Origin of the sequence: Georgenia thermotolerans, from assembly GCF_009193185.1 — a bacterium.
Taxonomy (GTDB): domain Bacteria; phylum Actinomycetota; class Actinomycetes; order Actinomycetales; family Actinomycetaceae; genus Georgenia; species Georgenia thermotolerans.
This window is the reverse complement of record NZ_VUKF01000039.1, coordinates 1-26,347: the sequence shown is the minus strand read 5'-3', so window position 1 is coordinate 26,347 and position 26,347 is coordinate 1. Positions and strand designations below refer to the sequence as shown.

Sequence of the window (26,347 nt, the reverse complement as noted above, 5' to 3'; positions counted from 1 at the left end):
ACACGAGGACGGCCCCGGTGGGGCGGTCTGCTGACCGCCCCACCGGGGCCGTTTCGCGTCGCTACCGGGCGGGGGTCACTTGCCCTGGTTCGCCACCGCGGCGATGGCCGCCTTGGCGGCCTCGGGGTCGAGGTACTTGCCGCCGGGGACGGTGGGCTTGAGGTCCTCGTCGAGCTCGTAGAGCAGCGGGATGCCGGTGGGCACGTTCAGGCCGGCGATCGCCTCGTCGGAGACGCCGTCGAGGTGCTTGATGATCGCGCGCAGGGAGTTGCCGTGGGCGGCGACGAGGACGGTCTTGCCGGACTTCAGGTCCGGGACGATCTCGCCCTCCCAGTACGGCAGGGCGCGCTCGAGGACGTCCTTGAGGCACTCGGTGCGCGGGATCGGCTCGCCGGCGTAGCGCGGGTCGGCGTCCTGGGACCACTGCGAGCCGAGCTCGATCGGCGGCGGCGGCACGTCGTAGGAGCGGCGCCACTGCATGAACTGCTCCTCCCCGTACTCGTCGCGGATCTCCTTCTTGTTCTTGCCCTGCAGGGCGCCGTAGTGGCGCTCGTTGAGGCGCCAGTTGCGCTTGACCGGGATCCAGTGCCGGTCGGCGACGTCGAGGGAGAGGTTCGCCGTGTTGATGGCGCGGCGCAGCAGCGAGGTGTGGAGGATGTCGGGCAGGACGCCGGCGTCGACGAGCAGCTGCCCGCCGCGCCGGGCCTCCTCGACGCCCTTCTCGGACAGGGGCACGTCCACCCAGCCCGTGAAGAGGTTCTTGGCGTTCCACTCGCTCTCGCCGTGGCGGAGCAGTACCAGCGTGTAGGTCATGGCCGCCATTCTCCCATCCGGCGGCGACGACGTCCTCGGGACCTCCGTCCAGCGGGACCGGCACGCCCGACGGCGCCCGCGTCACCGCGACCGGGCGACGGCGCCCGCGTCACCGCCACCGGGCGACGGCGTGCATCACCGTCCCCCAGGAACGGCGACGGCCGGCCACCCCCGGGGAGGGTGGCCGGCCGTCGCGGGATGGGCTTAGTTGGCCTTCTCGTACGCCTCGCGGATCTCCGCCGAGATCCGGCCGCGCTCGGAGACCTCGTAGCCGTTCTGGCGGGCCCACTCGCGGATCTTCCCCGCGTCGCCCGAGTCGCTGGCGCGGGTGGCCCCGCCGCGGCGAGCGGGGGTCCTGCGCCCGCCGGAACGGCGCGCGTGGCCGACCCACTCGGCGAAGGATTCGCGAAGGGCCTTGGCGTGCTCCTCGGTCAGGTCGATCTCGTAGGAAACGCCGTCGAGAGCAAAGGTGACGGTCTCGTCGGCCGCGGACCCGTCGATGTCGTCGACGAGCATGACCTGAACTTTCTGCGCCATGGGATGTCTTTCTTCTCGGCTCTTCCCCCGGGAGAGCTCCCGCGGACACGATCTGATATCGCGTTGATCGGCAGCGTAATTGTTCGCCGAACAATTGTCATCTTCAGGACGCAAGTTGGTGGAAAAACCGACGCTCGATGAACAATGCCGGTCCGGGCGCAGTGATACTCGCCGCCCGGCCGAACCGGAGCTACGGCTGATCGGGAGAGGCGGCCTTTCTGGCGTCCTCCTCCTCGAGCCGCTTGAGCGCGGCCCGTTCATTGCGGTCGGCGTTCACCAGGGCACGGATGACGATGTAGAAGAGAATTCCCACACCGATCGAGGGGAGCAGTGCCACGAGATAGTTCACGCGCACGAGTCTACGTGCCGACACGGCGCCCGCCTCACGGTGAGGTCACGCGACCTCGGGGAACGCACCTTTTCGTGACGCCACTCACAAAACCCAATTTTGCACCAGACAGTCCGCAATAAGAATGTCGGCGGGGGCAAGTGCCGACGGCGCCTCTCAGGCTTTGTTCAGGCAGCCGCGGTCACCGGGTTATTACCGACGAGGTCGGACGCTCGGCGAGCGTGCGGCCGGGGGCCGGAGGCGGCGCCTCCGGCGCTCCCGGGATGCTGAATTGCGCCGACGTGGGCAGCGCCAAGCGACAGGACCAATCGGGATCCCGCCTCCCCCGGCCGGGGAACGCCACGGGGCCCGGTCCGAAGGACCGGGCCCCGTTCTGAGCCGCCTGTGGGAATCGAACCCACGACCTATTCATTACGAGTGAATCGCTCTGCCGACTGAGCTAAGGCGGCGTGCCTCCGGGCAGCCCCGGACGCGCGGACCACTGTACCGGGCGCGGCGTGGCTGGGACAAAGCGGGGCCACCTGGCCTGACGTGATGTGCGGCACTGTGCGGCACGGTCGCGGGACGCGAGCCGGCACCCTCGCGGGACGCGAGCCAACGCCGGCGTCGCGGCCTCAGCAGGTGAGCCCCTCCTTGGGGCGGGTGCCGTCGATGAGGAAGTCGTCCACGGCGCCGGTGACGCAGGCGTTGGACCGGCCGTAGGCGGTGTGTCCCTCGCCCTGGTAGGTCACGAGGAAGCCGCTGTCGAGCTCCTCGGCCAGGGACTGGGCCCAGGCGTAGGGGGTGGCGGGGTCGCCGGTGGTGCCGACGACCATGATCGGGTTCGCTCCGGGCGCGTGGATCGGGCCGCGCTCGCCGGCCGGGTGGCCCGGCCACTCGGCGCACAGGACGTCGCCGTAGGCGAGCATCTGCCCGAACGTCGGCGAGGCCTGCTCGAGCTCCTTGGCCTGCCGGGCCCACTCCTCCGGGTCGCCGGTGGAGCCGAAGTCCGCGCAGTTGATCGCCCAGTTCGCCTCGGTGGACCCGTCGGGGTAGGTGCCGTCGGAGGCGCGGCCGGCCATGAGGTCGGCCAGATAGAGCAGCATGGACCCGTCACCCTCGCGCATGGCCTGGGTCAGGGCCTGGGTGAGGACCACCCACTGCCGGTTGTCGTACAGCGGCAGGAGCATGCCCGAGAAGGCCAGCGGGGCGGTCAGCTCGCGCCCGTCGGAGGTGGGCAACGGGGTGTGCTCGGTGACCTGCAGCAGGGTGCGCACTTGGGCGACGCCGTCGTCCACGCTGCCGCTGAGCGGGCACGCCTGGCCCTTCAGGCAGTCCTCGACGTAGGCCCGCAGGGCCTGCTCGAAGGCCTTCGCCTGGCCCAGGGTGGTCTCGTGCGCGCTGAGGGCGGGGTCCATCGCGCCGTCGAGGACGAAGCGCCCGACGTGCTTGGGGAACAGCTCGGCGTAGGTCGCCCCGAGGTAGGTGCCGTAGGAGTAGCCGAGGTAGTTCAGCTCCTTCTCGCCCAGCAGGTGGCGCAGGACGTCCATGTCCCGGGCGGCCGACTTGGTGTCGACCTCGCCGAGCAGGGCGCCGGTGTGCTGCTCGCAGCCCTGGGCGATCTTCTTCGCGTCCGCCTCGTAGTCCGCCAGCCCCTGGGGGGTGTCGGTGTCGTACTGGGTCGCGCGGATGCGGTCGAGCTCGCCGTCCCCGACGCACTCCACCCGGCTGGAGCCCCCGGTGCCGCGCGGGTCGAAACCGACGATGTCGTAGGCGTCGCGCAGGTTCGCGCTGAACATCGTGGTCGCGGAGTCCACCAGCGTGGTGCCCGGGCTGCCCGGGCCGCCGGGGTTGACCAGCAGCGAGCCGACCCGCTCCCCCTGCCGGGCGCTGAGCAGGCGCTTGACGGCGATGGTGGCGTGCTCCCCGTCCGGGTGGTCGTAGTCGAGCGGGACCGTGACGTCGGCGCACTCGAGGTCGCTGCCGCACCGCTCCCAGGCCACCTGCTGGTCGTAGTACTGCTCGAGCCCGGCCGGCACCTCAGCGGTCGTGGCGGATGACGAGGCGGCCGGGCCGCCCTGGGGCGAACCTGACGCACAGCCCGCCAGCAGCAGGAATGTGGCGAGGAGGGCGGGCAGGGCGCGGCGCAAGGTCACCCGGCCACGCTACCTGGCACGTCGCGCCGACCGGCACCCGGGCCGGGGGCGACCCCGCTCACGCCAGGCGCGTCAGGCCTGCGGGCGCAGCGCGATCATCATCGCCTCCATCGCCAGCAGCGGGGCGACGTTGCCGGCGAGCCGCTCCCGGGCCACGCCGACGGCGTCCATCCGCCGCACGGTCTGCTCGGGCGTGGAGTCGGCGGCGAGGCGGCGCACCTGCTCGGCGGCGTCGGCGTTGACGAGCTCGACGTCGGCGCCGAGCTGGACGACGAGGACGTCGCGGTACAGGGAGAGCAGGTCGACCATGGCACGGTCGAGCACGTCGCGCTGCGCGCGGGTGGCGCGTCGCTTCTGGTCCTCCTCGAGCTGCTTGACCTGCCCGCGCAGCGCCGGGGGCAGGCGGGCTCCGGCCTCGGCGCCGAGGGTGCGCAGCAGCGCGGCCTTCTCGGCGGCGTCGCGCTCCTCGGTGGCCGCCTTGGCGTCGGTGGCGGAGAGGTCGATGAGCTGGGCGGCGGCGAGCACCGCGTCGCCCACCCCGCGGATCGTCGTGGGCACCGCCAGCAGCCGGCGGCGCCGCTCGCGCGCCTCGGGGTCGCGGGCGAGGCGCCGGGCGAGGCCGACGTGCGACTGCGCGGCGCGGGCGGCGGTCAGCGCCACCTGCGGGTCCACCCCGTCGCGGCGCACCAGCAGGTCCGCCACGGCGCGCGGGTCGGGCACCCGCAGGTGCACCGCGCGGCACCGGGAGCGGATGGTGGTCAGGACGTCCTCGGGGCTGGGCGCGCACAGCAGCCAGACGGTGCGCGGCGGCGGCTCCTCGATGGCCTTGAGCAGCACGTTGGAGGTGCGCTCGACCATGCGGTCGGCGTCCTCCATGAGCATGACGCGCCAGTGCCCCTGGGCGGGCGAGCGCTGCGCCTGGGACACCAGCGGGCGGATCTCGTCGATGCTGAAGACGACCTTCTCGGTGCCCACCAGGGCGACGTCGGCGTGCGTGCCGGCCAGCGCCGTCGTGCAGGCCTGGCACCGGCCGCACCCGGGCTCGTCGGGGTCGGTGCACTGCAGGGCGGCGGCGAAGGCGCGGGCGGCGACCGAGCGGCCGGAGCCGGGCGGGCCGGTGATGAGCCAGGCGTGCGTCATGGCGCGGGCGGCCGCCTCGTCGGTGGCCGCCCGGGAGGCGTCGACGGCGGCGCGCAGGGTGGCCACCACCTGGTCCTGGCCGACCACCTGGTCCCACACGCTCACGGCCGGCCTCCGGCCCGCGCCCCGGGCACCGCGGGGGCGGGCAGCAGCGGCGCCAGCCGCTCCCGGACCGCCGCGTGGATCCGCTCGGGCGGCCAGGTCGCGTCGAGGACGAGGTAGCGGGCGGGGTCGGCGGCGGCGAGGGCGAAGTAGTGCTCGCGCACCCGGGTGTGAAAGGCGGCGGACTCGCGCTCGATGCGGTCCGGCGCACCGGTGATGCGGGCGGCCCCGGCGGCGGGATCGAGGTCGAGCAGCACGGTGAGGTGCGGCAGCAGGCCCTCGGTGGCCCACAGCGACAGGTCGCGGATCTCCGCGGCGCCGAGCTCGCGGGCGGCGCCCTGGTAGGCGACGGAGGAGTCGATGTAGCGGTCGGTGACGACGACGGCGCCGCGCCCGAGCGCCGGGCGGACGAGCTGGTGGACGTGGTGGGCGCGGTCGGTGGCGTAGAGCAGGGCCTCGGTGCGCGGGTCGACGTCACCGCCGTGCAGGACCGCCTCGCGCAGCACCCGCCCGAGCTCGGTCCCGCCCGGTTCGCGGGTGAGGACCACCTCGTGGCCGAGCCCGCGGAGCCAGCGGCCCAGCAGCTCCTGCTGGGTGGTCTTGCCCGCGCCGTCGCCGCCCTCGAGCGCGACGAAGCAGCCGGTCGCGGGGAGGGCGGTGGTGGGGCGCGGGGGCGGGGTGGTCACGGGGTCAGCGTAACCAGCCCCACCGACACGCCCGCCGAGCATCCACCGGGCCGCGGGCGCCGTCCGGGGCACGACACGAGCGCGCCTACTCGCCGGGGTAGACCACGCCGAGCTGGCGGCGCACCTCGTCCATGATCTCCATCACCTCGACGGTGTCCTGCCACGGCATGGTCGCCGACTCCTGCCGGCCCGCGGCGATGCAGCGGGCCACCTCGGCCGCCTCGAACTCGAAGCCGCCGCCCACCAGGCCGTCGGCCTCCCAGCGCCACGGCTCCCCGCGCAGCGGGGTGACGGTGAAGGCGCTGGGCCGGTAGAACTCCCCCGCCACGTCGACCCGGGCGTCGGTGCCCACCACGGCCGCCGCCGTCGCGCTGCGGGCCCACATGTTCGCCCCGCACACCGCCACCGCCCGGCTGTCGGCGTAGGTGAGGGTGATGGCCTCGTACGCGTCCACCCCGAGGTCGGTGAGCACGCCGGCGGCCTGCACGGTGGCCGGCGCCCCGAGCAGGCTGTGCGCGAAGGAGAGCGGGTAGACGCCCAGGTCGAGCAGCGCGCCGCCGGCCAGCGACGGCGCGAGCAGGCGCTCGACGGTGTCCAGCCGCTGGCCGTGGTCGGCGGTGACGGCGAGGACCTCGCCCAGCTCGCCGGAGCCGGCGAGGGCGCGCAGCGCCACCATGTGCGGCAGGAACCGGGTCCACATGGCCTCCATCACGAACCGGCCCTGGGCCCGCGCCGCGGCGAAGACCTCCCGCGCCTCGGCGGCGTTGCGGGTGAAGGCCTTCTCGACGAGGACGTGCTTGCCGGCGGCCAGGGCCAGCAGCGCGTGGTCTCGGTGGAGGCTGTGCGGCGTGGCGACGTAGATAACGTCGACCTCGGGGTCGGCCACCAGCGCCTCGTACCCGCCGTGGGCGCGCGGGACGCCGTGGGCGGCGGCGAAGGCCTCGGCCCGGGCCCGGTCGCGCGAGCCGACGGCGACGACCCGCTGACGGGTGCGCGCCGGGACGTCCCGGGCGAAGGTGGCCGCGATCCCGCCGGCGCCGAGGATGCCCCAGCGCAGGGGCGGCGCCTCGGCGGGATCCGGGAGCGCGGGCAGGGAGAACGGCGTCCGATCCACAGGACCCACCGTACTCGCCTATGTAGACAGCCTGACTAGGTAGACGTACTGTCTAGCGCCATGGAGACGGAGCGGCCCCCCGAGTGGCCCAGCGAGTGGCTACGGGGTGTGCTCGAGGTGTGCGTGCTGCGCATCCTCGGCGAGGGGCCCACGTACGGCTATGCGATCTCCGCACGGCTCGCTCAAGAGGGCATCGGGACCGTCAAGGGCGGCACTCTCTACCCCCTGCTCGCGCGCTTCGAGCGCACCGGCCTGGTCCGCGTGGAGTGGCGCACCGGCGAGACCGGCCCAGCCCGCAAGTACTACGCGCTCACCCCGGCCGGCCGCGCCGAGCTCGCCACCCTCGCCGGGCGGTGGGCGGCGTTCGCCGACCTCACCAGCCGCTTCGTCGTGCACGACCCCACCGAGCGGCCCCGTGCCGCGCCCCCGAGAGAGGCCCGACCATGACCGCACCGCACCACGCTACAAGCACCTGGGAGACCGACTTCGTCGTCGAGCTGCGCCTGCGTGACGTCGACGGCGCCGCCATCGGCGACGCCCTGGCCCAGGTGCGCTCGCACTGCGCCGAGAGCGGCGAGGAACCGGCCGAGGCCTTCGGCCACGCGGCGGCGTACGCCCGCAGCCTTGACCTGCCCCGTGAGCGCGCCGGCGGGCTGCCCGGCGTCCTCGTGCGCAGCGTGGTCGGTCTCGCCGCCGTCTACCTCACCCTGACGGCCTTCCTGGCCTGGCGCGAGGGCAGGACGTACATGCTGACGGCGGGCAGCGTGGTGGCGGTGGTGGTCGTCGCGGCGGCGCTCGTCGCGCTGGCCCGGCACCTTCGTGCCGTCCTCGACCATCCGGTCCAGGTGGCCGTCGCGGCAGGCACGGCCGCCGCGGGCGCCGTCCTCGCGGCCGCGCTCTGGCGGCCGGTGGTGCTCGAGGTGCCGGCCCCGGCAGCCGTCGCGGTCGGCGCCGTGCTGCTGGTGGGCACGGCAGTCCTCGACCACCGCGCCGCCGCGGCGATGGCGGACCCCGTGCTCAGTCCCACGGACGGCGCGGCCCAGCTCGCGCGGGAGCGGGGCCGCGCCCGCCGGTCCGCCGTCCTCCAGGCGTGGCTGCTACCGGCCGGCGCCGTCGTGCTCATGACGCTGACCTGGCTGCTGGTGGGCTGACCCGCTACTTCTTCGCGGCGGCCTTGGCCTTGGTGGTGCTCGCCTTCGTCGTGGTCTTCTTCGCCGCGGTCTTCCGGGCGGGCTTCTTGGCCGGCCCCTTGGCGCGCTTCTCGGCCAGCAGCTCGTAGCCGCGCTCGGGCGTGATCGTCTCGACGTCGTCGTCCTTGCGCAGGGTGGCGTTGGTCGTGCCGTCGGTGACGTAGGGGCCGAACCGGCCGTCCTTGACGACCACCGGCTTGCCGCTGGTGGGGTCCTCCCCGAGCTCGCGCAGCGGCGGCTTGGCGGTGGCGCCGCGCCCGCGCTTGGGCTGGGCGTAGATGGCCAGGGCCTCCTCGAGGGTGATGTCGAAGATCTGGTCCTCGGTGGCCAGCGACCGCGAGTCGGTGCCGCGCTTGAGGTAGGGCCCGTAGCGGCCGTTCTGGGCGGTGATCTCCACCCCGTCGGGGTCGGTGCCGACCACCCGGGGCAGGGACAGCAGCCGGAGGGCGTCCTCGAGGGTGACGGTCTCGAGCTGCATGGACTTGAACAGCGAGGCGGTGCGCGGCTTGGCCTTCGCGGCCTTCTTCCGGGCGGGCTTCTTCCCGTCCGCGGCGGCGGCGGGGGCGGCGTCGTCGTCCTCCTCGGGCAGCACCTCGGTGACGTAGGGCCCGAAGCGGCCGACGCGGGCGACGATGGCGTGGCCGGTGGCGGGGTCGGTGCCGAGCTCGCGGCCGTCGTCGCTCTGGCGCTCGAGGAGCTCGCGGGCCTTCTCGACGGTCAGCTCGTCGGGGGCGACGTCGTCGGGCACGCTGGCGCGCCGCTCCTCGCCGTTCTCCCCCAGGGCGGTGAGGTAGGGGCCGTAGCGGCCCACCCGCAGGGTGATCCCGTCGCCGATCTCGATGCTGTTGACGGCGCGGGCGTCGATGTCGCCCAGCCCGTCGACGAGCTCCTTGAGACCCGGGTTCTCCGTGGCGGCGTCGCCGCGGTAGAAGCGGGAGAGCCAGTCGACCCGGTCCTGGGCGCCCGAGGCGATGCGGTCGAGGTCGTCCTCCATCTCGGCGGTGAAGTCGTAGTCGACCAGCCGGGGCAGGTTGTCCTCGAGCAGGCGCACCACCGAGAACGCCAGCCAGGTCGGCACCAGCGCCTGGCCGCGCCGGTCGACGTAGCCGCGGTCGGTGATCGTCGAGATGGTCGCGGCGTAGGTGGACGGGCGGCCGATGCCGCGCTCCTCCAGCGCCTTGACCAGGGACGCCTCGGTGTAGCGCGGCGGCGGGGTGGTCTCGTGGCCCTCGGCGGTGACCGCGTCGGTGTCGACCGGGTCTCCCTCCGTGAGCACCGGCAGGCGGGTCTCCTTCTCGGCGCCGCCCTCGTAGCGGTCGGCGTCGCGGCCCTCCTCGTAGGCGGCGAGGAATCCGCGGAAGGTGATGACGGTGCCCGAGGCCGAAAGCTCGGCCCGGCGCGCGCCGTCCTCGAGCGCCGCGGTGGCGGCGAGGCGGACGGTGGCGGTGGAGCCGCGGGCGTCGGCCATCTGCGAGGCGACGGTGCGCTTCCAGATGAGCTCGTAGAGGCGGAACTGGGCGCCGCTGAGCTGGTTGGCGACCTGGGCCGGGGTGCGGAAGGAGTCCCCGGCGGGGCGGATGGCCTCGTGCGCCTCCTGCGCGCCCTTGGCCTTCGCGCCGTAGAGGCGGGGCTTGTCGGGGACGAACTCGGGGCCGTACAGCTCCGCCGCCTGCCGGCGGGCGGCGGCGATGGCCTGCCCCGACAGCACCGGCGAGTCGGTACGCATGTAGGTGATGTAGCCGTTCTCGTACAGGCCCTGCGCGGTGCGCATGGTCTCCCGGGCGCTCATGCGCAGCTTGCGGGAGGCCTCCTGCTGGAGGGTGGAGGTGGTGAACGGCGCGGCGGGCCGGCGGGTGTACGGCTTGGTCTCCATGGAGACCACCCGCGCCTCGGCCCGCTCCAGCGCCGCGGCCAGCGCGGCGGCCTCGGCCTGGTGCAGGTGGACCACGCCGGCCTTCCCGGCGGCGCTCTTGAGGAGGCCGTCGTCGCCGAAGTCCCGGCCGGTGGCCACGCGGTGCCCGTCGAGGGTGGTCAGGCGGGCGACGAACTGGCCGCGGTCGTCCTCGGGCCCGCCGGTGAACGTGCCCTTGACGTCCCAGTAGGACGCCGACCGGAAGGCCATGCGCTCACGCTCGCGCTCGACGACCATGCGGGTGGCCACGGACTGCACGCGCCCGGCGGAGATGCCCGGCTTGATCTTGCGCCACAGCAGGGGCGAGACCTCGTAGCCCACGAGGCGGTCGAGGATGCGGCGGGTCTCCTGGGCGTCGACGAGACGGGTGTCCAGCTCGCGGGTGTTCTCCAGGGCCCGGCTGATCGCCTCCTTGGTGATCTCGTGGAACACCATGCGCTTGACCGGCACCTTGGGCTTGAGGACGTCGAGCAGGTGCCAGGCGATCGCCTCGCCCTCGCGGTCCTCGTCCGTGGCCAGGTAGAGCTCGTCGGCGTCCTTGAGGGCCCGCTTGAGCTCGGTGACCTTCTTCTTCTTGTCCGAGTCGACGACGTAGTAGGGGTCGAAGTCGCCCTCGACGTCGACGGCGAACTTCCCGTACGGGCCCTTCTTCATCTCCGGCGGGAGCTCGGAGGGCTGCGGGAGGTCGCGGATGTGCCCCACGCTGGCCTCGACCTCGAAGTCGGGCCCGAGATAGCCGCCGATGGTGCGCGCCTTGGCGGGCGACTCGACGATCACGAGCTTGCGGGAGCTGGTCACGCGGACATACCTCACTTCGGTGGGGGTCGGACGGCCGTCCGGCCCCGGGGTTTCGTGGCGACGGTACAACGTCGCCCCGACAGGTGCGGCGTGGACCCGTGTCGGCGGTGTGGACGGAGACGACCGGGAGGACGGCCCGCTCTGGCCGCGAGCCTCAACGGCGCGGCCGGGTGCCCACGAGCAGCACGGCGCAGGTGGCGAGGCAGACGACCGCCAGCACGCCCACGCTCGCCCCACCATAGGCGATGAGCATCTGAGACCGGGAGGGGTCGGCGACGTCGGCCCCGCGGGTGAGCAGCATCGCCGCGGCGGCCACGCCCGCGCCCAGCCCGCCGGCCACGCCGAGCAGCCCGGCGACGGCGCCGACGGGCCCGAGCGGCTCGACCGGCCCGGCCACCGCCTGGGCGAGCAGGGCCCAGGCGGCGACGACGAGCACGGCGGCGACGACGTCGGAGGCCCGGTGCCAGCCGTTGGCCATGGTGGCGATGCCGGTCCCGCCGGTGTAGGCGGCGCCCAGGAGCGCGACGAACCACCGCGAGCGCCGCGGCGCGACGAGCAGCGCGGCGGCGGCCACCGACCCCGCCACCGTGGTGTGCCCGCTGGGCAGGGTGTTCTCCTGGTACCCGTCGGTGTAGCCCAGGTCGGGGCGGGTGAATAGCTGGTACTTGAGCAGCTGGGTGGTGAGGTTCATCCCCGCCACCATCGCCCCGACCCCGACGGCGAGGCGCCACTGGCGCCGCAGCGCCGCGATCACCGCCGTGACGAGGATGACGAGCACGAGGAAGGGGACGGAGACGACGTCGAGGATCGACTGGGTGACCTCCGACAGCCGGCTGCGGCCGATGCGTGAGCCGGTGTAGGCGACCTCGTCGACGTGCTGGCCGGCGGGCGTAGTGACGAAGAACCACCACACCGCGACGACGGCGGCGGCCGCGAGCACGGCGAGGGCGACGGCCACGAGCCGGCGGTCGACGCGGCGCGTCTGGCGAGGAAGCGTCTGGGTCACCGCGACACGGTAACCGCCCGCGGGGCGTCCGTTCCGGTCGGCGACACCGTCGGCGCTCAGCCGGCCGGTGCCACCGGCGGGTCGGTGGCGGCCACGAGGCACCGGCGCAGGGCGACCACGACGCTGGCGGCGACGAGGTGGCCGGCCGCGGGGCCGTGCGTGACCTCCGCGGCGAAGCCCTCCAGGGCCCGCCGGGCCTCCGCGACGGCCTCGGGGTGCTCGGCGGTGCCCTCGACGTGCACGAGCACGTCCGCGAGGGTGCGCAGCGTGCGCGCCGCGTGCGGGCGCAGCCGCGGGCCCAGCGCGACGTCCTCCAGGTCGGCCCGCTCGGCCTCGGTGACGGTCCCGGTGAGGTCCTCGACCACCAGCGCCGTGCGCTGCAGCGCCGCGGCCATGCGGTCCTGCCGGGCGGTGGCCGCGTCGTAGCGGCGGCTGCGCCGGTTCCACCGGCGGGCCGCGGCGGCGTCGGCGACGACGTCGTGCATCTCCCGCAGCGCCGGCGCCAGGTCCCGCCGGCGCTGGGCCCACTCCGCCGCCTCCGGCGGCTCGTCGCGGTCGAGGCCGTCGGCGAGATCGCGCAGCTGCTCGACGATCAGGCCGCGCACGCGCTCCATCGCCAGCTGGGCGGGGGCGAGCGGCAGCGGCGGGAGGACGAGGTTGACGCCGACGCCGATCAGCGCCCCCAGCAGGGTCAGCCCCGTGTAGGCGCCGATGAACCCAGTGGGGTCCGGGCCGCCGATGACGAGGGTGAACAGGGCCGCAGTGGGCACCCACGAGGCCATCGCCCCGAGGCGCCGCCAGCCGGCGATCAGCACGCCGAGCGCGACGACGACGGCCACCGCCGGGGCGCCGGTGCCCGGCACCAGAGCCCCCACCACGTACGCGACGGCGGCGCCCAGGGCGATGCTCCCGACCGCCTGGACGGACTCGCGCACCGACCCCACGAGGGTGAACGTGGTGGCGATGACGGCGCCGAGCGGGGCGTAGTACGGGTAGTCGGCGGCCGGGCCGGGCACCGCGTGGGCGGCCATCCAGGCGAGGGCGGTCGCGACGGCGGCCCGCGCGGCCATCGCCAGGCGGGGGTGGCGCGCCCAGGTGCGCCGGACCCAGCCCGGGCGGCGCGCCCGCCAGGTCTCGCGGGCCGCCCGGGCCTGCCGGGCCGCTCGGGCCTGACGCTCCGCCTGCGCCTGGTGGGCCGCCCGGGCGAGGCGGGCCACGTGGTCCTGCCGCGCGCGCTGGTCGGCCCGGTCGGAACGGCCGCCCCTCATGCCGGCTGCGGTGCCCCGACCCGCACGTGGACGCCGGGGCTGAAGTGGACGAGTGGCTCGACCCAGGGGGCGGGCAGCCCGGCGGCGTGGAACAGGTCGCCGGCGGCCACGCGCGCGGTCGCCCGGCGCAGCGGCCACGGCTCGTGCTCGACCGGCACGCGCCACAGCCGCTGCCCCCACAGGGTGTAGGCCCACCACCGGGCGGTGAGGAAGACGGCGAGCGGGTCCGTCTCGACCGGCTCCCCCACCCGGACCGCGGCGCGCATCCCCAGGCCGGTGCCGTACCGGCGGGTGCGGTAGGCGATGCGGGCCGGGCCGGTGGCCACCTCCGCCCGGGCCCACTGGTAGGGCAGGGACAGGGCGCGCAGCGCGAGGACGACGGGCAGCCGGGCGCACTCGAGGGAGAAGAACCAGATGCCACCGGTGCCGTCCGGGCCGCGGACGTAGGTGCGCAGGTTGACCTCGACGTAGTCCGACAGGTGCGGGAGCGCGGGCACGTAGGGCGCCCGCACGTCGCGCATGACCAGCGGGGTCAGCCCGACCCAGGCGCGCCCGTCGAAGGTGTCGACCTCCAGCCCCGGCGGCAGCTGCTCGGCCACCGCGGAGACCGGCAGCGCCCAGTGCAGGAAGGTCAGGTCGGACCACCGCTGCAGGCTCAGGGCGCGCGGCACCCGGTGGTCCGGACCGCGCCCGGTCATCGCGCCACCGCCGTCCTCAGAAGACCGGCTTGCCGCCGGTGACCCCCAGCACGGTGCCCGAGACGTAGCTCGCCTCGTCGCCGGCCAGGTACACGAAGGCGGTGGCGACCTCGACGGGCTGCCCGGGCCGGCCGAGCGGGGTGTCCGAGCCGAAGCCCTCGACCTTCTCCCCGGGGAAGGTGGTCGGGATCAGCGGCGTCCAGATCGGGCCCGGGGCGACGGCGTTGACGCGGATGCCCTGCGGGCCCAGCTCCGCGGCGAGGTTGACGGTGAGGTTGTTGAGCGCCGCCTTGGTCGCGGCGTAGTCCAGCAGCGGCTGGGAGGGCTGGAAGGCCTGGATCGAGGTGGTGATGGTGATCGTCGAGCCGGGCTCGAGGTGGGGCACGGCGGCCTTGGCCACCCAGAAGGTCGCGAAGACGTTGGTGGAGAAGGTGCGCTCGATCTGCCCGTCGGGGAAGTCCTCCAGGGACTGGTGGGCCATCTGGAAGCCGGCGTTGCTCACCACCGTGTCCAGCCCGCCGAGGCCCTCGACCGCCTGGCGCACGGCCTGCTCGGCGGCCTCCTGCGTGCGCAGGTCGGCGGGCACGAGCACGCACGTGCGGCCGGCTGCCTCGACCTGCTTCTGGGTCTCCTCGGCGTCGGCCTGCTCCTCGGGCAGGTAGACGATGGCGACGTCGGCGCCCTCCTTGGCGAAGGCGATGGCGGTGGCGCGACCGATGCCGGAGTCGCCGCCGGTGATCAGCGCCTTCTTGCCGACGAGGCGGTCACGGCCGGTGTAGCTGGTCTCGCCGTGGTCCGGGGCGGGCGTCATCTCCCGGGTGGTGCCGGGCCACTGCTGCTGCTGGGCGGGGATCTGGTCGTTGGCCATGGGCCCATCGTGAAGGCGGCCCGCACCGGCCGCATCCCGGACCTGCGACGGCGCCCGCCGCGCGACTCCGGTGCCCCGCGCCGCGCCACCCGGCGCCCGGGTGGTCAGGCGGCGGCGTCGTCGAGCACGACGGCGTGCCCGCCGGCCGAGGCCAGCGCGCGCCGGGCGCCGTCGTCCGCCCGCACGCACAGCAGGCAGCCGCCGCGGCGCTCCAGGCCGTGCGCGGCGTCGTCGATCACCGCCGCGGCGGCGGGGCTGCGCAGGGCGGCGGCCTCCAGGTCGACCACCACGAGGGAGGCCGACGCGGCCAGCGCGTCCAGCACGTCGCGCAGCCGGTCGGTGTCGTCGCGGTCGATGATCCCGGCCGGGCGCAGCGTCGCGGTGAGCCAGCTGTCCGCCTGCGTCGCGGTGTCGAGCATCGTGTCCCCTTCTCCGGCCGGGGTCCCGGCCACGGGACCCACCGTGCCGCGCGAGGCTGGGACGGGGCTGGGAGGGACGGCGCTCACGCCGCCGGGCGCAGGAACCCGTCGAGCACGAGCTCCCGGGCGGCCGGGAGCACCTCGGCGGCCACCTCGTCGGCGGGCACCTCGAGCAGCGCGGCGAGCCCGGCGACGATCTGCCCCAGGGTGAGCTCGCCGTCGCAGGCGCCCACCGCCCCGGCCACCACGGTCCCGGGGCGCACGACCCGGCCGAGCCCGCCGCCCTGGCGCAGCTGCAGCACCTGCGGGTCGGCCGCGCCCGGGGCGAGGTAGCGCTCCTCGGTGACGTCGGGCCCGACGACGAGCCGCTGCCGGGCCAGCGCCGCGAGGCCCGTCGGCCCCCCGGCCTCGTCCGCCCCGAGGTCGGCGAGCCAGGCGCGGGCGGCGAGCACCTCGGCGACGTGCCGGCCGAGCGGCCCCTGCACCGGCCCGCTGACCTCCTCGACCCGGTGCCAGGGGGTCCGGGAGGCGGCCGGGCGGTGCAGGACGACGTAGCCGAAGCCGATCCCCTCGACGCCGCGCGCCTCGAAGTCGCCGAGCCAGGCGGCGTACGCCGCCTCGTAGGCGGCCCGGTCGAGCTCGGGGCGCAGCCCGCCGTCGCGCAGCCACAGCTCGGCGTACTCGGCCGGGTCCTGCACCTCGCGCTGGACCACCCAGCCGTCCAGGCCGGAGGCCGCCAGCCAGCCGCGGACCCGCTCGGGCCACGGCTGCCCGGCGTGGTGCTCCCAGTTGCCCAGCAGCTGGGCGACCCCGCCGGGGGCCAGGTGCGCGCCGACGCCGGTGACGAGGTCGCGCACCAGCAGGTCCCCGCCGCGCCCGGCGTCGCGGTACTCCATGAGCGGCAGGCCGGCGTCGTAGGCGGCGGCCGGGGTGATGACGAAGGGCGGGTTGGACACCACCAGGTCGAAGGCCTCCCCGGCGACCGGCTCGAGCAGGGAGCCGCGGCGCAGGTCGAAGGTCGTCCCGGCGAGCGCGGCGTTGAACGCGGCGAAGCCCAGGGCACGGGCGGAGACGTCGGTGGCGACCACGTGCTCGCTGTGCCGGGCGGCGTGCAGGGCCTGGATCCCGCAGCCGGTGCCGAGGTCGAGGACGCGGGGGCGGGCGTCGCGCACGGTGAGCTGGGCCAGGGTGAGGGACGCCCCGCCGATGCCCAGGACGTGGTCGGCGGTCAGCGGGGCGCCCGTCTCGACCTCGCCGAGGTCGGAGGCGACCCACCAGCGGGCCGTGCCGGCGGCGTCGGTGGCGCCGTACGGGCGCAGGTCCACCAGCGCCCGCACGGGGTCCTCCGGTGCCGCGCCGGCGGCCGCGACCAGGCCGAGGGCCTGCGCGCCGGCGGCTCCCGGCCCGGGCAGGGCGGCGGACACGTCGGCGGCGGTGACCTCGTCGCCGAGCATGAACAGCCGCACGAGCGTGGCCACCGGATCGTCGGCCGCCCGGGCCAGGCGCAGCGCCGGGACGCGCTGCTCGCGGTGCAGCGCGGCGCCGGCGACGTCCCCCAGCAGCGCGGCGACGCCGTCGACGGTGAACCCCGCCGCGGCGAGGTCGTCGCGCAGGGCGGCCACCTGCGCCGCGGTGCCGGCGGGTGGGGCGGGGCTCGTCCGGGTGCTCATGGGACGAGAGTAGGCAGGCTCACACGGTCAGCTCGTGCAGCAGCCGGGGCAGCTCAGGGACGAGCTCGCGGGCGAGGAAGCCGACCTTGCCCACGCTGGCCGTGAGGGAGTCGCCCGCGCTGGCGTGCAGGTGCGTGGCCCACACCGCCGCCTGGGTGCGGTCCGCGCCGCGCGCGAGCAGCCCGGTCAGCGCCCCGGCGAGGACGTCGCCGCTGCCCGAGGTGCCCAGCCCGGTGTGCCCGGTGGTCACCTGCCACGTCGCGGACCCGTCCGTGACCAGGCCGTGGCTGGTCACCACGGCGCCGTAGCGGCGGGCGACCTCCTGGGCCGCCTCGGTGGCGTCGGGCTCCTCGACGTCGGCGACGTCGAGGAGCCGGGCCATCTCGGCCAGGTTCGGGGTGAGCACCAGCCGTCCGGCCAGGGCCGTCCGCGCGTCGTCCAGGCCGGGCAGCACGCCGAGCGCGAAGGCGTCGAGGACCACCGGGACCCCGTCGGGCAGGCGGGGCACCAGGCCCCGCACCAGCGCGCCGGTGCCGTCCGGCTCGCCCAGCCCGGGGCCGACGAGGACGGCGTCGGCGCGTTCGAGGTCGGGGGCCAGGGCCGCCGCGTCGCTCCCCCGGACGTCCCCGGCGTCGTCCTCCGCCAGGCCCCGGACCCCGGCCTCGGGCACCGCCACCGCCAGGGAGCCGGCGACCGACCGCGCCACCGCCAGGGTGAGCCGGCCGGCGCCGACCCGCAGGGCCGCCTCCCCGGCGAGGAGCACCGCCCCGGGGGTGGCCCGGGCGCCGCCCGCCACGAGGACCTGCCCGCGGCCGTACTTGCTGCCCCGCGGCTCGGGCAGCGGCCACTCCCGCAGCAGGGCCGGGGTGATGGGGGTGGCGCTCACGCGGTCCCCCGCTCCCCCACGGCGGGCTCGGAGGTGACCGGCGTGCCGGCCTGCGCGAGGTGCTCGTCGACGTTGTAGGCGGCCAGGCGCCACTCGTCGCCGGCGGCCACCAGGCGGGTGATCGCGCCGTTGCGCACGCCCTGGGAGGCGGCGATCGCGAGGATCTCGCCCTCGTCGAGGCGCTCGCAGACGTAGCGGAAGAGGAGGACGACGGCGTCGTGGGCGGTGACGAGGACCCGCTCGGCCCGGTCCTGGCGGGCGAGGTCGGCGAGGACCGAGCGCACGCGCAGGGCGACGTCGGCCCAGGACTCCCCGCCGGGGGGCCGGTGGTAGAACTTCCCGAGCCACCGACGTCGCTCCGCCTCCTCGGGGTAACGGGCCCGGACCCCGGCCGCGGTGAGGGTGTCGGTGATGCCCAGGTCACGGTCACGCAGGCGCTCGTCGAGCAGGAGCGGCAGGTCGAGGCGTGCCTCGGCCAGGGCGACGCGGGCCGTGTCGGCGGCGCGGCGGTAGGGCGAGGACCACACCGCCTGCGGCCGGTCCTGCTCGGGCAGGGCGGCGAGCCAGGCGCCGAGCGCGCGGGCCTGGGCCAGCCCGTTCTCGGACAGCTCGACGTCGGCGTCGCGGGCCGGCACGTCGATCTGCTCGGCGCCGGCGGCTTCGGCGCGAGCGGCCGCGACGTTGGCGGCGCTCTCGCCGTGCCGCACGAGGAGGAGTTCCGTTGCACCCATGGCCCGAACCTACGGTTCGCCTCCGCGGGCCGCACGACGTCGCGCGTCCGAGATCACGGTCGCCCGGATACGCGGAGGCCCGGGCGTCGGGCCGCCGCTCAGTGCGACCCGGCGGCGGCCTCCTGCCGGGAGTCCCGCTCTCCGCCGATCTCCTCACGCCCGGCCCGGACGCGGGAGAGCACGATGGCCCCGCCGGCGATCGCGGCGGCCAGCACCGCGATGGTGAGGCGCACTGTGTGGTTGGCGTCCGCGGGCGCGGTGAGCTGGACGACGGCCGGGGCGATGAGCAGCGAGACGAGGTTCATCACCTTGATGAGCGGGTTGATCGCCGGGCCGGCGGTGTCCTTGAACGGGTCACCCACCGTGTCGCCGATGACCGTGGCGGCGTGCGCCTCCGAGCCCTTGCCGCCGTAGTGGCCGTCCTCGACGATCTTCTTGGCGTTGTCCCACGCGCCGCCGGAGTTGGCGAGGAAGACGGCCATGAGCACGCCGGTGGCGATCGCGCCGGCGAGGAAGCCGGCGAGCGGGCCCACGCCGAGGCCGAAGCCCACGGCGATGGGCGCCGAGGCGGCCAGCAGGCCGGGGGTTGCCAGCTCGCGCAGCGAGTCGCGGGTGCAGATGTCCACGACCTTGCCGTACTCCGGCCGGGTCTCGCCGGTCATGATCCCGGGGTGCTCGCGGAACTGGCGGCGCACCTCGAACACGATCGCGCCGGCGGCCCGGGTGACGGCGTCGATGGCCAGGCCGGAGAAGAGGAAGACCGTCGCCCCGCCGAGGATCACGCCGACGAGGGTGATCGGGGAGATGATCTCGTAGTCCATCATCGCCCCGACGACCCCGCCGGCGACCCGCGTCCCGGCGTTGGTGAACTCGGCGAGGGCCACGCGCACGGCGTCGGAGTAGGAGCCGAACAGCGCCGTGGCCGCCAGGACGGCGGTGGCGATCGCGATGCCCTTGGTCACGGCCTTCGTCGTGTTGCCCACGGCGTCGAGGTCGGTGAGCACCTGCGCGCCGGCCTCGTCGACGTCGCCGGACATCTCGGCGATGCCCTGGGCGTTGTCGCTGACCGGGCCGAAGGTGTCCATGGCGACGATGACCCCGACGGTGGTCAGCAGGCCGCAGCCGGCGAGGGCCACGAGGAACAGCGCCAGGCCGATCGAGCCGCCGGAGATGAGGAACACCCCGCAGATCGCGGCGGCGATGATGCCGGCGGTGAACACCGCGGACTGGAAGCCCACCCCGATGCCGGAGAGGACGACCGTCGCGGCGCCGGTGCGGGAGGTGGCGGCCACGTGCCGGGTGGGCCGGGCGGTGGTGCCGGTGAAGTAGCCGGTCAGCCAGAGGATGACGCCGGCCAGCACGACGCCGATGAGCACCGCGACCGAGACGATGAGCCGGGGGTCCCCGGCGTGCCCGGCCAGCTGCTGGCTCACGCCCGGGACCGCCGCGAACGTGGCGGGCAGGTAGACGTAGGCGGCGACGGCGGCGAGGACGACGCCGGCGAGCGCGGCGAGGTAGAAGCCGCGGTTGATCGCCCGCAGCCCGGACTCGTTGCCTCGCACCCGGGTGATGAACACCCCGAGGACGGCGACCAGCGCGCCGACGGCGGTGATCAGCAGCGGGAGCACCAGGCCCCGCTCGCCCAGGGCGGCGGTGCCCAGGATGAGGGAGGCGACGAGGGTGACGGCGTAGGACTCGAACAGGTCGGCGGCCATGCCCGCGCAGTCGCCGACGTTGTCGCCGACGTTGTCGGCGATGGTGGCCGCGTTGCGCGGGTCGTCCTCGGGGATGCCCTGCTCGACCTTGCCGACCAGGTCGGCGCCGACGTCGGCGGCCTTGGTGAAGATCCCGCCCCCGACACGCATGAACATCGCCAGCAGGGCGGCGCCGAAGCCGAAGCCCTCCAGCACCGCCGGCGCGTCGGCCCGGTAGATGAGCACCACGCCCGCCGCGCCGAGCAGGCCCAGGCCCACCACCGACATCCCGACGACGCCGCCGGTGCGGAAGGCGATCTGCGCCCCCTCCGCGCGTCCGCCCTGGCGGTTGGCCGCGGCGGCGACGCGGACGTTGGCGCGCACCGCCAGCGACATGCCCAGGTATCCGATGGAGGCGGAGAACCCCGCGCCGAACAGGAAGGCGATGGCGCGCCCGATCTTGACCTCCGCGTCGCCCGGCAGCAGGAACAGCAGCGCGAAGACGACGACGGCGAAGACCGCCAGGGTGCGGAACTGGCGGTTGAGGTAGGCCGAGGCCCCCTCCTGCACCGCTCTGGCGATCTCCTGCATCCGTGGGGTGCCCGGGTCCGCGGCGAGCACCTGCCGCCGCAGCACGACGGCGATGACGAGTGCCACCACGGCGATGACGCCGATGGCGCCAACGATGATCAGGCTTGAGGTCCCCATCTCCAGCATCCGCCCTCCTCGGCAGCGTGTAGCCGACCGCAGGCTTCGCCGCCCCCGGTGGCAGGTTCCTGGGAGCCTACTCGCCGCGTCAACGGCCCGACGCGTGAATGGGATGCGCCGCGACCGCAACCCGCGGGTCCGGCAGGAGCGAGGTGAGTGCGTCCGGGATCGACCGGTGCAGGTCCACCCCCTCGGCGAGACCGGTGAGGCGGAACACGTCGCGGATCCGCTCGGCCACGGCGACGACGAGCACGGTGGTCTCCACCGCGACGCTGGCCGCGCGCTTGCGCACGACGACGTGGACCCCGGTGGAGTCGATGAACGTCAGGCCGCCGAGGTCCACCACCATGGCGGGCGGGCGGGCGTCCAGCGCCAGCTCGAGCTCGGCGGAGAGGCGCTCGGCCGACTCGCCGTCCAGCTCCCCGCGGCAGCTCACCACCGCGACGCTGTCGACCTCGTGCCGGCACACGGACAGGTTCATCACCCGCCCCCCTCCAGTCGCACGATCGGCCCTCGACCGCTAGCACGTGCGTCACATCGTTTCACGGGACCCCCTGAGCACCAGCCCCCCAGCGGGGGGGACTTGTGCGCCTGGCAGGTCGCTGCCACCCGGGCCGCGGCCCTCGCCGGCGCCCCGTCGGCCGCTGTCACCGCGGTGGCGCACACTGGGACGGTGCCCGCACCCGACCTCGTCCAGCTGCTGCGCGCCGCCGGCGCGCGCGACGGGCGGCTCGTCCACCTCGAGCAGCTGCCCGCCCGGCCGGGGCGCACCGGCGCGTGGCCGGGCTGGGCCGACCCCGACGTCGTCGCCGGCTACCGGCGCCTGGGGGTCGCCGCGCCGTGGCTGCACCAGGTGGCCGCCGCGGAGGCCGCCTGGGCCGGGCGGCACACCGTCGTCGCCACCGGCACCGGCTCGGGCAAGTCGCTCGCCGCGTGGCTGCCGGTCCTCTCGGCCGTGCGCGAGGGTGCCGCGCAGGCGGCCAGCCCGGCGGCGGGCAGCATCGGCACCTACAACCGGCGCCCGACCACGCTGTACCTCTCGCCCACCAAGGCCCTGGCCGCCGACCAGCTCGCCGGCCTGCACCGCCTGCTCGACGCCGCCGCGCTGCGCAGCGTGCGGGTGACCACCTGCGACGGGGACACCCCGCTGACGGAGCGGGACTGGGCCCGCGACCACGCCGACGTCGTCCTGTCCAACCCCGACTTCCTCCACTTCTCCCTGCTGCCCAACCACCGCCGCTGGCAGCGGCTGCTGCGCGGGCTGCGCTACGTCGTCGTGGACGAGTGCCACGCCTACCGCGGGGTCCTCGGGGCCCACGTCGCCCTGGTGCTGCGCCGCCTGCTGCGCCTGGCCGCGCACTACGGCGCCCGGCCGAGCGTCATCTGCGCCTCGGCCACCACCGCCGAGCCGGCCCTCACCGCCGCGCGGCTGGTGGGGGTGGCTCCCGAGGACGTCGTGGCCGTCACCGACGACGCCGCGCCGGCCGGGCGGCGCAGCATCGCGCTGTGGCAGCCGGCGCTGGCGACCGGGTGGGCCGCGTCGTGGCCGGGCGAGGGCGTGGACCTGACCGCCGCGGACGCCGAGGGCGAGGCCCTCGAGGACGGCCCGCGGCGCAGCGCCACCTCCGAGGCCGCCGACCTGCTCGCGGACCTCGTCTCCGCGGGGGCGCGGGCGCTGGTGTTCGTCCGCTCCCGCTACGGCGCGGAGGTCATCGCCGAGCAGACCCGCCGCCACCTGCGCGAGGTCGACGCCGACCTCGCCGCCCGGGTGGCCGCCTACCGCGGCGGGTACCTGCCCGAGGAGCGGCGCGAGCTCGAGCGGGCCCTGCGCAGCGGCGAGCTGCGGGCGCTGGCGACGACCAACGCCCTCGAGCTCGGCGTCGACGTCGCCGGGCTGGACGCCGTGGTCATCGCCGGCTGGCCCGGCACCCGGGTCTCCCTGTGGCAGCAGGCGGGCCGGGCCGGGCGGGCGGGCACCGACGGCGTCGCGGTGCTGGTCGCCAGCGACGACCCGCTGGACGGGTTCCTCGTCCACCACCCCGAGGCGATCTTCGACGCCGGGGTGGAGGCGACCACCTTCGACCCGGCCAACCCCTACGTCCTCGCCCCGCACCTGTGCGCCGCCGCCTCCGAGACGCCGCTGACGACGGCGGACCTGGCCCTGTTCGGGCTGCCGGACGCCACCCTGCTCGACGAGCTCGTGCGCCGGGGCCTGCTGCGCCGGCGGCCCAACGGGTGGTTCTGGAACTTCGCCCGGCCCGAGCGCGCCCAGGACCTCACCGACCTGCGCGGCGGGAACGCCCCGCCGGTGCAGGTGGTCGAGCTGGGCACCGGCTCGGTCCTGGGCACGGTCGACGGAGCCCGCGCCGACGCCACCGTCTTCCCCGGCGCCGTCTACGTCCACCAGGGCCGCACGTTCGTCGTCGACGCCCTCGAGGACGAGGTGGCCCTCGTCCACGCCGACCCTGACGTCGCCCACCGCACCAAGGCCCGCTCGACCGCCTCGGTGCGGATCATCGGCACCCGGGCGCGGGAGGAGTGGCGCGCGGGAGACGCCGAGGTGCTGTGGTCCTTCGGTGACGTGGAGGTGACCAGCCAGGTCACCGGGTACGACAAGCGCCGGGTGCCCGGCCTGGACATCGTCGGCTCCTACCCGCTGGACATGCCCGAGCGGGTGCTGCCCACCACGGCGGTGTGGTGGACGCTCTCGGCGGAGGCGTGCGAGGCCGCCGGGGTGGGCAAGGACGCGCTGCCGGGGGCGCTGCACGCCGCGGAGCACGCCTCCATCGGCCTGCTGCCGCTGCTGGCCACGTGCGACCGGTGGGACATCGGCGGGCTCTCCACGGCGGTGCACCCCCAGACCGGGCAGCCCACGGTGTTCGTCCACGACGGGTACCCCGGCGGGGCCGGCTTCGCCGAGCGCGGCTACCGGGCGGCCGGGCGCTGGCTGCAGGCGACCCTGGACGCCATCACCGCCTGCGGCTGCCAGGACGGCTGCCCCAGCTGCGTCCAGTCGCCCAAGTGCGGCAACGGCAACTCCCCGCTGGACAAGCAGGGGGCCGTGCGGCTGCTGCGGCTGCTGCTGAGGGCAGCTCCGCAGGCCCGCCCGGCCGAGATCGGGATGGCGCCGGCGCGCTGACCGGCGGGCCCCGCCCGATCAGGGGGCCGGGCCCGCCCGGGCGCTGGCCCGGGCGACGAGCACCCCGTCGGCCTGGCCGAGCACCACCACCCGGGCGCCCACCTCGACCACCGCGCCCGCCACCGCGCAGCCGGCCGGCTCGGCGCCGTTGGCGCGCACCACCGCGGTCGCCACGGTGCACGGGTCGCCCGCCGCGTCCCGCAGCGCGGTGGCGGCCGCCAGCGCCGCCAGGTCCGCGGCCGCCTGGGCCGCCGCCCGGGCGTGCACCGCGCGGGCCAGGCCCACCACGGCGAGCGTGAGCACCAGGAGGACGGCCACCAGCGCCAGGGCGAGCACGGTGCCCGCGCCGCAGTCGGGCGCACGCCCGCTCACCCCGGCTCCCCCGGCTCGGGCAGCGCCCGGGCGGTCGCGCTGGCACGCAGCCCGGCCACCGCGAGCGGGCCGGGCAGGTCCCGGGCCACCGCCACGACGACGTAGCCGCCCTCGCGGCCCACCTGCACCGCGGCGGCGCCGCCGGCCAGCTGGGCGGCCACCGCCGTGACCTGGCCGGCCGGCTCCCCCAACGCGGCCGCGCGGGCCCCGGCCCGGGCGGCGTCGGCCACCCGGACCTGGGTGAGCGCCGCGCTGGCCGCCGTGAGCAGCACCAGGATGAGCAGCACCACCCCCGGCAGGGCGACGGCCAGCTCGGCGGTCACCCCGCCGCGTGCCCGTCGGCCCGGCGGCGGGCACGGTGCCGTGCCCGCCGCCGGTGCTGGGCGGGGACTCATCCCAGCCCGAGCGCCGACCGGATGAGGTCCGAGATCAGCTCGCGGACCCACTCGCTCTTGAGGATGGCGAGCAGCACGCCGGCCAGCGACGCCGCCGCCACCGTGCCCACCGCGTACTCGGCCGTGGCCATGCCGGCCTCGCCGTCGGCGACCAGCCGCACGACCCGCCGGTCCAGCGCCGCCCGCACCCCTCCCCGCTGTCGTCGTACCTGCATCCCGCTCCCCTTCCGTCGGGCCCCGCGGGGCCGCCTCGGCCCGGCTCGTGCCGGTCGCTGTCGAGCCTGCTCGGGATCGCCCGCGCGTCGCGGCCGGGCGTCGCGGGCCTGTGGACGGGTTGGCAGCAGCGCGCGGCTCGGGCCCGGCGAGGGTCAGCCGCCGAGGAAGCCGCCCCCGGCCGCCACCACCACGGGCACGATGCCCAGCAGCACGAACGCCGGCAGGAAGCACAGCCCCAGCGGCAGCACGAGGCGGACGCCGAGCCGGGCGGCCGCCTCCTGCGCCTGGCGCTGCCGGTCCGCCCGCACCGCCTCGGCGGCGCGCCGCAGCAGCGGGCCGGGGGCGGCGCCGTCGACCCAGGCCGGCTCGAGCGCGTCGGCCAGCGGCGCCAACCAGCCCGGCGCGGCCTGCCACGCCTCCGCCCACGACGCGCCGAGCACCAGCGCCGCCCCCGCCTGCCGCAGCGCCGGCCCGACGGCGTGCGGGCCGGCCGTGTCTGCCAGGTCCGCCGGGTCCACTGCCCGGCCCACGGCCTGCAGCGCGCGAGGGATCGACGCGCCTGCCGCAAGGGCGGCGTCGGCCAGGTCGAGGAGCACGGCGATGTCGACGGCCCCGGCGGTGCGGCGGTGGACCGGCCGGCCCGCCGCCGGCCGCGGCGGCACCCGGGCCGGCCACGCCCAGGGCAGCGCCGCGAGCAGCGCGAGGGCGATGAGGAGCGGCGTCACGGTGCCCCCGCGTCCGCCGCCGCGTTCGCCGCGCGCTCGAGGGCCCGGACCCAGCGCCGCCCGGCCGCCACCAGCGCCATCCCGGCCACCAGGCACGCGGTGCCGAGCCGGCCGTCGAGGAGCACGGCGAGCGGGTCCGCGCCCACCGCGACGCCAAGGCCGAGACCGACCAGCGGCAGCCAGCCGAGCAGCCGGGCGGTGGCCCGGGGCCCGGCCAGGGCCACCGCCCGGGCGGCCCGGGCGTGGCCGGCCTCGGTCAGCCCCTGGGCGCACCGCTCGAGCACCTGGGCGAGCGGTGCGCCGAGCTCGTGGGTGAGCCGGCAGGCCGCCAGCGCCCCGGGCAGCGCCGCGATGGCCGCCTCTCCCAGGGGTGGCCCGTCCCGGGCACGGGTGTGGCCGGCGCGACCCGTGGTACCGGTGGCCAGGCGCTCCAGGGCGAGCGGCACCCCGCCCTCGCCGAGCACCGTGGCCGCGGTGGGCTGCCGCACGTCCAGGCCGCTGCGGGCCAGCGTTTCGGCCCACGCCCGCTCCACCGGCACTCCGGTGCGCAGCCGGGTGGCCACCTCCGTGACGAGGACCCCCAGGTCCACCTGCCGCGCCCGGGCCCGGCCCCGCCGGTCGCGGCGGTGCGGGAGCGGCGGGTGCGCCCGCCACGGCGGCCACGCCCACGTCGCGCGCGTCTCGGCGCGGCGGGGGTGTCGCGACGGCGCCAGGAGCAACCAGGCGGCCGCCGCGACGAGCAGCCCCACGGCCACCGCGGTCACGGCGGTCCCGCG

The 26,347-nt window shown here is 76.1% G+C and carries 26 protein-coding genes and 1 tRNA gene; 3 read left to right on the top strand and 24 right to left on the bottom strand.

What is annotated here, in order from left to right; translation table 11 throughout:
- Positions 1–75 precede the first annotated feature (75 nt).
- The 8 genes from GD970_RS16410 to GD970_RS16380 form a co-directional block, all read right to left on the bottom strand.
- A complete protein-coding gene (locus GD970_RS16410) occupies positions 76–813 on the bottom strand; it encodes a phosphoglyceromutase (protein ID WP_152203983.1) in 738 nt (245 codons plus the stop codon).
- A 204-nt stretch (positions 814–1,017) separates the two neighbouring features.
- Positions 1,018–1,350 carry a histone-like nucleoid-structuring protein Lsr2 gene (locus tag GD970_RS16405; protein WP_152203982.1) on the bottom strand — a complete coding sequence of 111 codons (333 nt, stop codon included), beginning with the start codon at positions 1,348–1,350 and terminating at the stop codon, positions 1,018–1,020.
- A gap of 190 nt (positions 1,351–1,540) precedes the next feature.
- Positions 1,541–1,699, bottom strand: coding sequence for a hypothetical protein (locus tag GD970_RS21750; RefSeq protein WP_170297287.1), 159 nt, complete (start codon positions 1,697–1,699; stop codon positions 1,541–1,543).
- A gap of 376 nt (positions 1,700–2,075) precedes the next feature.
- Positions 2,076–2,148, bottom strand: a tRNA-Thr gene (locus GD970_RS16400).
- 165 nt (positions 2,149–2,313) lie between these two features.
- On the bottom strand, positions 2,314–3,834 hold the full coding sequence (locus GD970_RS16395) for an alpha/beta hydrolase (protein ID WP_152203981.1): 1,521 nt from the start codon (positions 3,832–3,834) through the stop codon (positions 2,314–2,316).
- A gap of 72 nt (positions 3,835–3,906) precedes the next feature.
- On the bottom strand, positions 3,907–5,079 hold the full coding sequence (locus GD970_RS16390; protein ID WP_152203980.1) for a DNA polymerase III subunit delta': 1,173 nt from the start codon (positions 5,077–5,079) through the stop codon (positions 3,907–3,909).
- Entirely contained in the window at positions 5,076–5,762 is a 687-nt protein-coding gene (gene tmk, locus GD970_RS16385; protein ID WP_226925406.1) for a dTMP kinase, read from the bottom strand. Before tmk ends, GD970_RS16390 begins: the two co-directional genes overlap by 4 nt.
- Before the next feature lie 85 nt (positions 5,763–5,847).
- Complete coding sequence (locus GD970_RS16380) at positions 5,848–6,876, bottom strand: Gfo/Idh/MocA family protein (RefSeq protein WP_226925405.1); 1,029 nt, start codon at positions 6,874–6,876, stop codon at positions 5,848–5,850.
- Positions 6,877–6,936: 60 nt separating this feature from the next.
- Here GD970_RS16380 and GD970_RS16375 point away from each other — a divergent pair, with 60 nt between their 5' ends.
- Together GD970_RS16375 and GD970_RS16370 are read left to right on the top strand one after the other, a co-directional pair.
- The gene (locus GD970_RS16375; RefSeq protein WP_152203979.1) at positions 6,937–7,323 is read left to right on the top strand and encodes a PadR family transcriptional regulator; all 387 of its coding nucleotides are present in this window, start codon (positions 6,937–6,939) and stop codon (positions 7,321–7,323) included.
- Positions 7,320–8,027 carry a hypothetical protein gene (locus GD970_RS16370; protein WP_152203978.1) on the top strand — a complete coding sequence of 236 codons (708 nt, stop codon included), beginning with the start codon at positions 7,320–7,322 and terminating at the stop codon, positions 8,025–8,027. Before GD970_RS16375 ends, GD970_RS16370 begins: the two co-directional genes overlap by 4 nt.
- Positions 8,028–8,031: 4 nt before the next feature.
- Here the strand turns inward: GD970_RS16370 and topA are convergent, their stop codons facing one another.
- From topA to GD970_RS16315, 11 genes are all read right to left on the bottom strand, one after another.
- Positions 8,032–10,776 (bottom strand): type I DNA topoisomerase, encoded by a 2,745-nt coding sequence (topA, locus tag GD970_RS16365; RefSeq protein ID WP_170297286.1) that lies wholly within the window; start codon positions 10,774–10,776, stop codon positions 8,032–8,034.
- A gap of 154 nt (positions 10,777–10,930) precedes the next feature.
- Positions 10,931–11,782, bottom strand: coding sequence for a phosphatase PAP2 family protein (locus GD970_RS16360; RefSeq protein WP_170297285.1), 852 nt, complete (start codon positions 11,780–11,782; stop codon positions 10,931–10,933).
- A 56-nt stretch (positions 11,783–11,838) separates the two neighbouring features.
- A complete protein-coding gene (locus GD970_RS16355) occupies positions 11,839–13,050 on the bottom strand; it encodes an FUSC family protein (RefSeq protein WP_152203975.1) in 1,212 nt (403 codons plus the stop codon).
- Entirely contained in the window at positions 13,047–13,748 is a 702-nt protein-coding gene (locus tag GD970_RS16350) for a YqjF family protein (protein ID WP_152203974.1), read from the bottom strand. Before GD970_RS16350 ends, GD970_RS16355 begins: the two co-directional genes overlap by 4 nt.
- Before the next feature lie 16 nt (positions 13,749–13,764).
- Entirely contained in the window at positions 13,765–14,616 is an 852-nt protein-coding gene (locus tag GD970_RS16345) for an SDR family oxidoreductase (protein WP_152203973.1), read from the bottom strand.
- Positions 14,617–14,720: 104 nt separating this feature from the next.
- The gene (locus tag GD970_RS16340; protein WP_152203972.1) at positions 14,721–15,035 is read right to left on the bottom strand and encodes a hypothetical protein; all 315 of its coding nucleotides are present in this window, start codon (positions 15,033–15,035) and stop codon (positions 14,721–14,723) included.
- A gap of 83 nt (positions 15,036–15,118) precedes the next feature.
- The gene (locus GD970_RS16335) at positions 15,119–16,705 is read right to left on the bottom strand and encodes a DUF7059 domain-containing protein (protein ID WP_152203971.1); all 1,587 of its coding nucleotides are present in this window, start codon (positions 16,703–16,705) and stop codon (positions 15,119–15,121) included.
- Between the two features lie 19 nt (positions 16,706–16,724).
- Positions 16,725–17,591: an NAD(P)H-hydrate dehydratase gene (locus GD970_RS16330; RefSeq protein ID WP_152203970.1), complete on the bottom strand. Its 867-nt coding sequence runs from the start codon at positions 17,589–17,591 to the stop codon at positions 16,725–16,727.
- Positions 17,588–18,322: a histidine phosphatase family protein gene (locus GD970_RS16325; RefSeq protein WP_152203969.1), complete on the bottom strand. Its 735-nt coding sequence runs from the start codon at positions 18,320–18,322 to the stop codon at positions 17,588–17,590. The genes GD970_RS16330 and GD970_RS16325 overlap by 4 nt, the downstream gene beginning before the upstream one ends.
- 98 nt (positions 18,323–18,420) lie before the next feature.
- Positions 18,421–20,733: a sodium-translocating pyrophosphatase gene (locus GD970_RS16320; protein ID WP_152203968.1), complete on the bottom strand. Its 2,313-nt coding sequence runs from the start codon at positions 20,731–20,733 to the stop codon at positions 18,421–18,423.
- Between the two features lie 79 nt (positions 20,734–20,812).
- The gene (locus GD970_RS16315) at positions 20,813–21,205 is read right to left on the bottom strand and encodes an STAS domain-containing protein (RefSeq protein WP_226925408.1); all 393 of its coding nucleotides are present in this window, start codon (positions 21,203–21,205) and stop codon (positions 20,813–20,815) included.
- A gap of 192 nt (positions 21,206–21,397) precedes the next feature.
- Between GD970_RS16315 and GD970_RS16310 the strand changes: the two genes are divergently transcribed.
- Positions 21,398–23,863, top strand: a complete 2,466-nt coding sequence (locus tag GD970_RS16310) for a DEAD/DEAH box helicase (RefSeq protein WP_152203966.1) — start codon at positions 21,398–21,400, stop codon at positions 23,861–23,863.
- Between the two features lie 18 nt (positions 23,864–23,881).
- On the opposite strand, the gene GD970_RS16305 is transcribed toward GD970_RS16310, so the two are convergent.
- From GD970_RS16305 to GD970_RS16285, 5 genes are all read right to left on the bottom strand, one after another.
- Positions 23,882–24,235: an Rv3654c family TadE-like protein gene (locus tag GD970_RS16305; RefSeq protein ID WP_152203965.1), complete on the bottom strand. Its 354-nt coding sequence runs from the start codon at positions 24,233–24,235 to the stop codon at positions 23,882–23,884.
- Positions 24,232–24,558 (bottom strand): TadE family type IV pilus minor pilin, encoded by a 327-nt coding sequence (locus GD970_RS16300; RefSeq protein ID WP_152203964.1) that lies wholly within the window; start codon positions 24,556–24,558, stop codon positions 24,232–24,234. Before GD970_RS16300 ends, GD970_RS16305 begins: the two co-directional genes overlap by 4 nt.
- A gap of 68 nt (positions 24,559–24,626) precedes the next feature.
- Positions 24,627–24,845: a DUF4244 domain-containing protein gene (locus GD970_RS16295; RefSeq protein ID WP_152203963.1), complete on the bottom strand. Its 219-nt coding sequence runs from the start codon at positions 24,843–24,845 to the stop codon at positions 24,627–24,629.
- Positions 24,846–24,998: 153 nt separating this feature from the next.
- Complete coding sequence (locus GD970_RS16290) at positions 24,999–25,571, bottom strand: type II secretion system F family protein (RefSeq protein WP_152203962.1); 573 nt, start codon at positions 25,569–25,571, stop codon at positions 24,999–25,001.
- The coding region (locus tag GD970_RS16285; RefSeq protein WP_226925403.1) for a type II secretion system F family protein at positions 25,568–26,347 on the bottom strand (780 nt) is incomplete at its 5' end. The genes GD970_RS16290 and GD970_RS16285, both read right to left, overlap by 4 nt.

Coding starts and splice junctions, on each gene's coding strand:
- GD970_RS16335 (WP_152203971.1), bottom strand. CDS start 16,705: ATGAGCACCCGGACGAGCCCCGCCCCACCCGCCGGCACCGCGGCGCAG.
- GD970_RS16325 (WP_152203969.1), bottom strand. CDS start 18,322: ATGGGTGCAACGGAACTCCTCCTCGTGCGGCACGGCGAGAGCGCCGCC.
- GD970_RS16405 (WP_152203982.1), bottom strand. CDS start 1,350: ATGGCGCAGAAAGTTCAGGTCATGCTCGTCGACGACATCGACGGGTCC.
- GD970_RS16320 (WP_152203968.1), bottom strand. CDS start 20,733: ATGCTGGAGATGGGGACCTCAAGCCTGATCATCGTTGGCGCCATCGGC.
- GD970_RS16370 (WP_152203978.1), top strand. CDS start 7,320: ATGACCGCACCGCACCACGCTACAAGCACCTGGGAGACCGACTTCGTC.
- GD970_RS16375 (WP_152203979.1), top strand. CDS start 6,937: ATGGAGACGGAGCGGCCCCCCGAGTGGCCCAGCGAGTGGCTACGGGGT.
- GD970_RS16345 (WP_152203973.1), bottom strand. CDS start 14,616: ATGGCCAACGACCAGATCCCCGCCCAGCAGCAGCAGTGGCCCGGCACC.
- GD970_RS16340 (WP_152203972.1), bottom strand. CDS start 15,035: ATGCTCGACACCGCGACGCAGGCGGACAGCTGGCTCACCGCGACGCTG.
- GD970_RS16315 (WP_226925408.1), bottom strand. CDS start 21,205: ATGAACCTGTCCGTGTGCCGGCACGAGGTCGACAGCGTCGCGGTGGTG.
- GD970_RS16295 (WP_152203963.1), bottom strand. CDS start 24,845: ATGCAGGTACGACGACAGCGGGGAGGGGTGCGGGCGGCGCTGGACCGG.
- GD970_RS16410 (WP_152203983.1), bottom strand. CDS start 813: ATGACCTACACGCTGGTACTGCTCCGCCACGGCGAGAGCGAGTGGAAC.
- GD970_RS16355 (WP_152203975.1), bottom strand. CDS start 13,050: ATGAGGGGCGGCCGTTCCGACCGGGCCGACCAGCGCGCGCGGCAGGAC.
- GD970_RS16350 (WP_152203974.1), bottom strand. CDS start 13,748: ATGACCGGGCGCGGTCCGGACCACCGGGTGCCGCGCGCCCTGAGCCTG.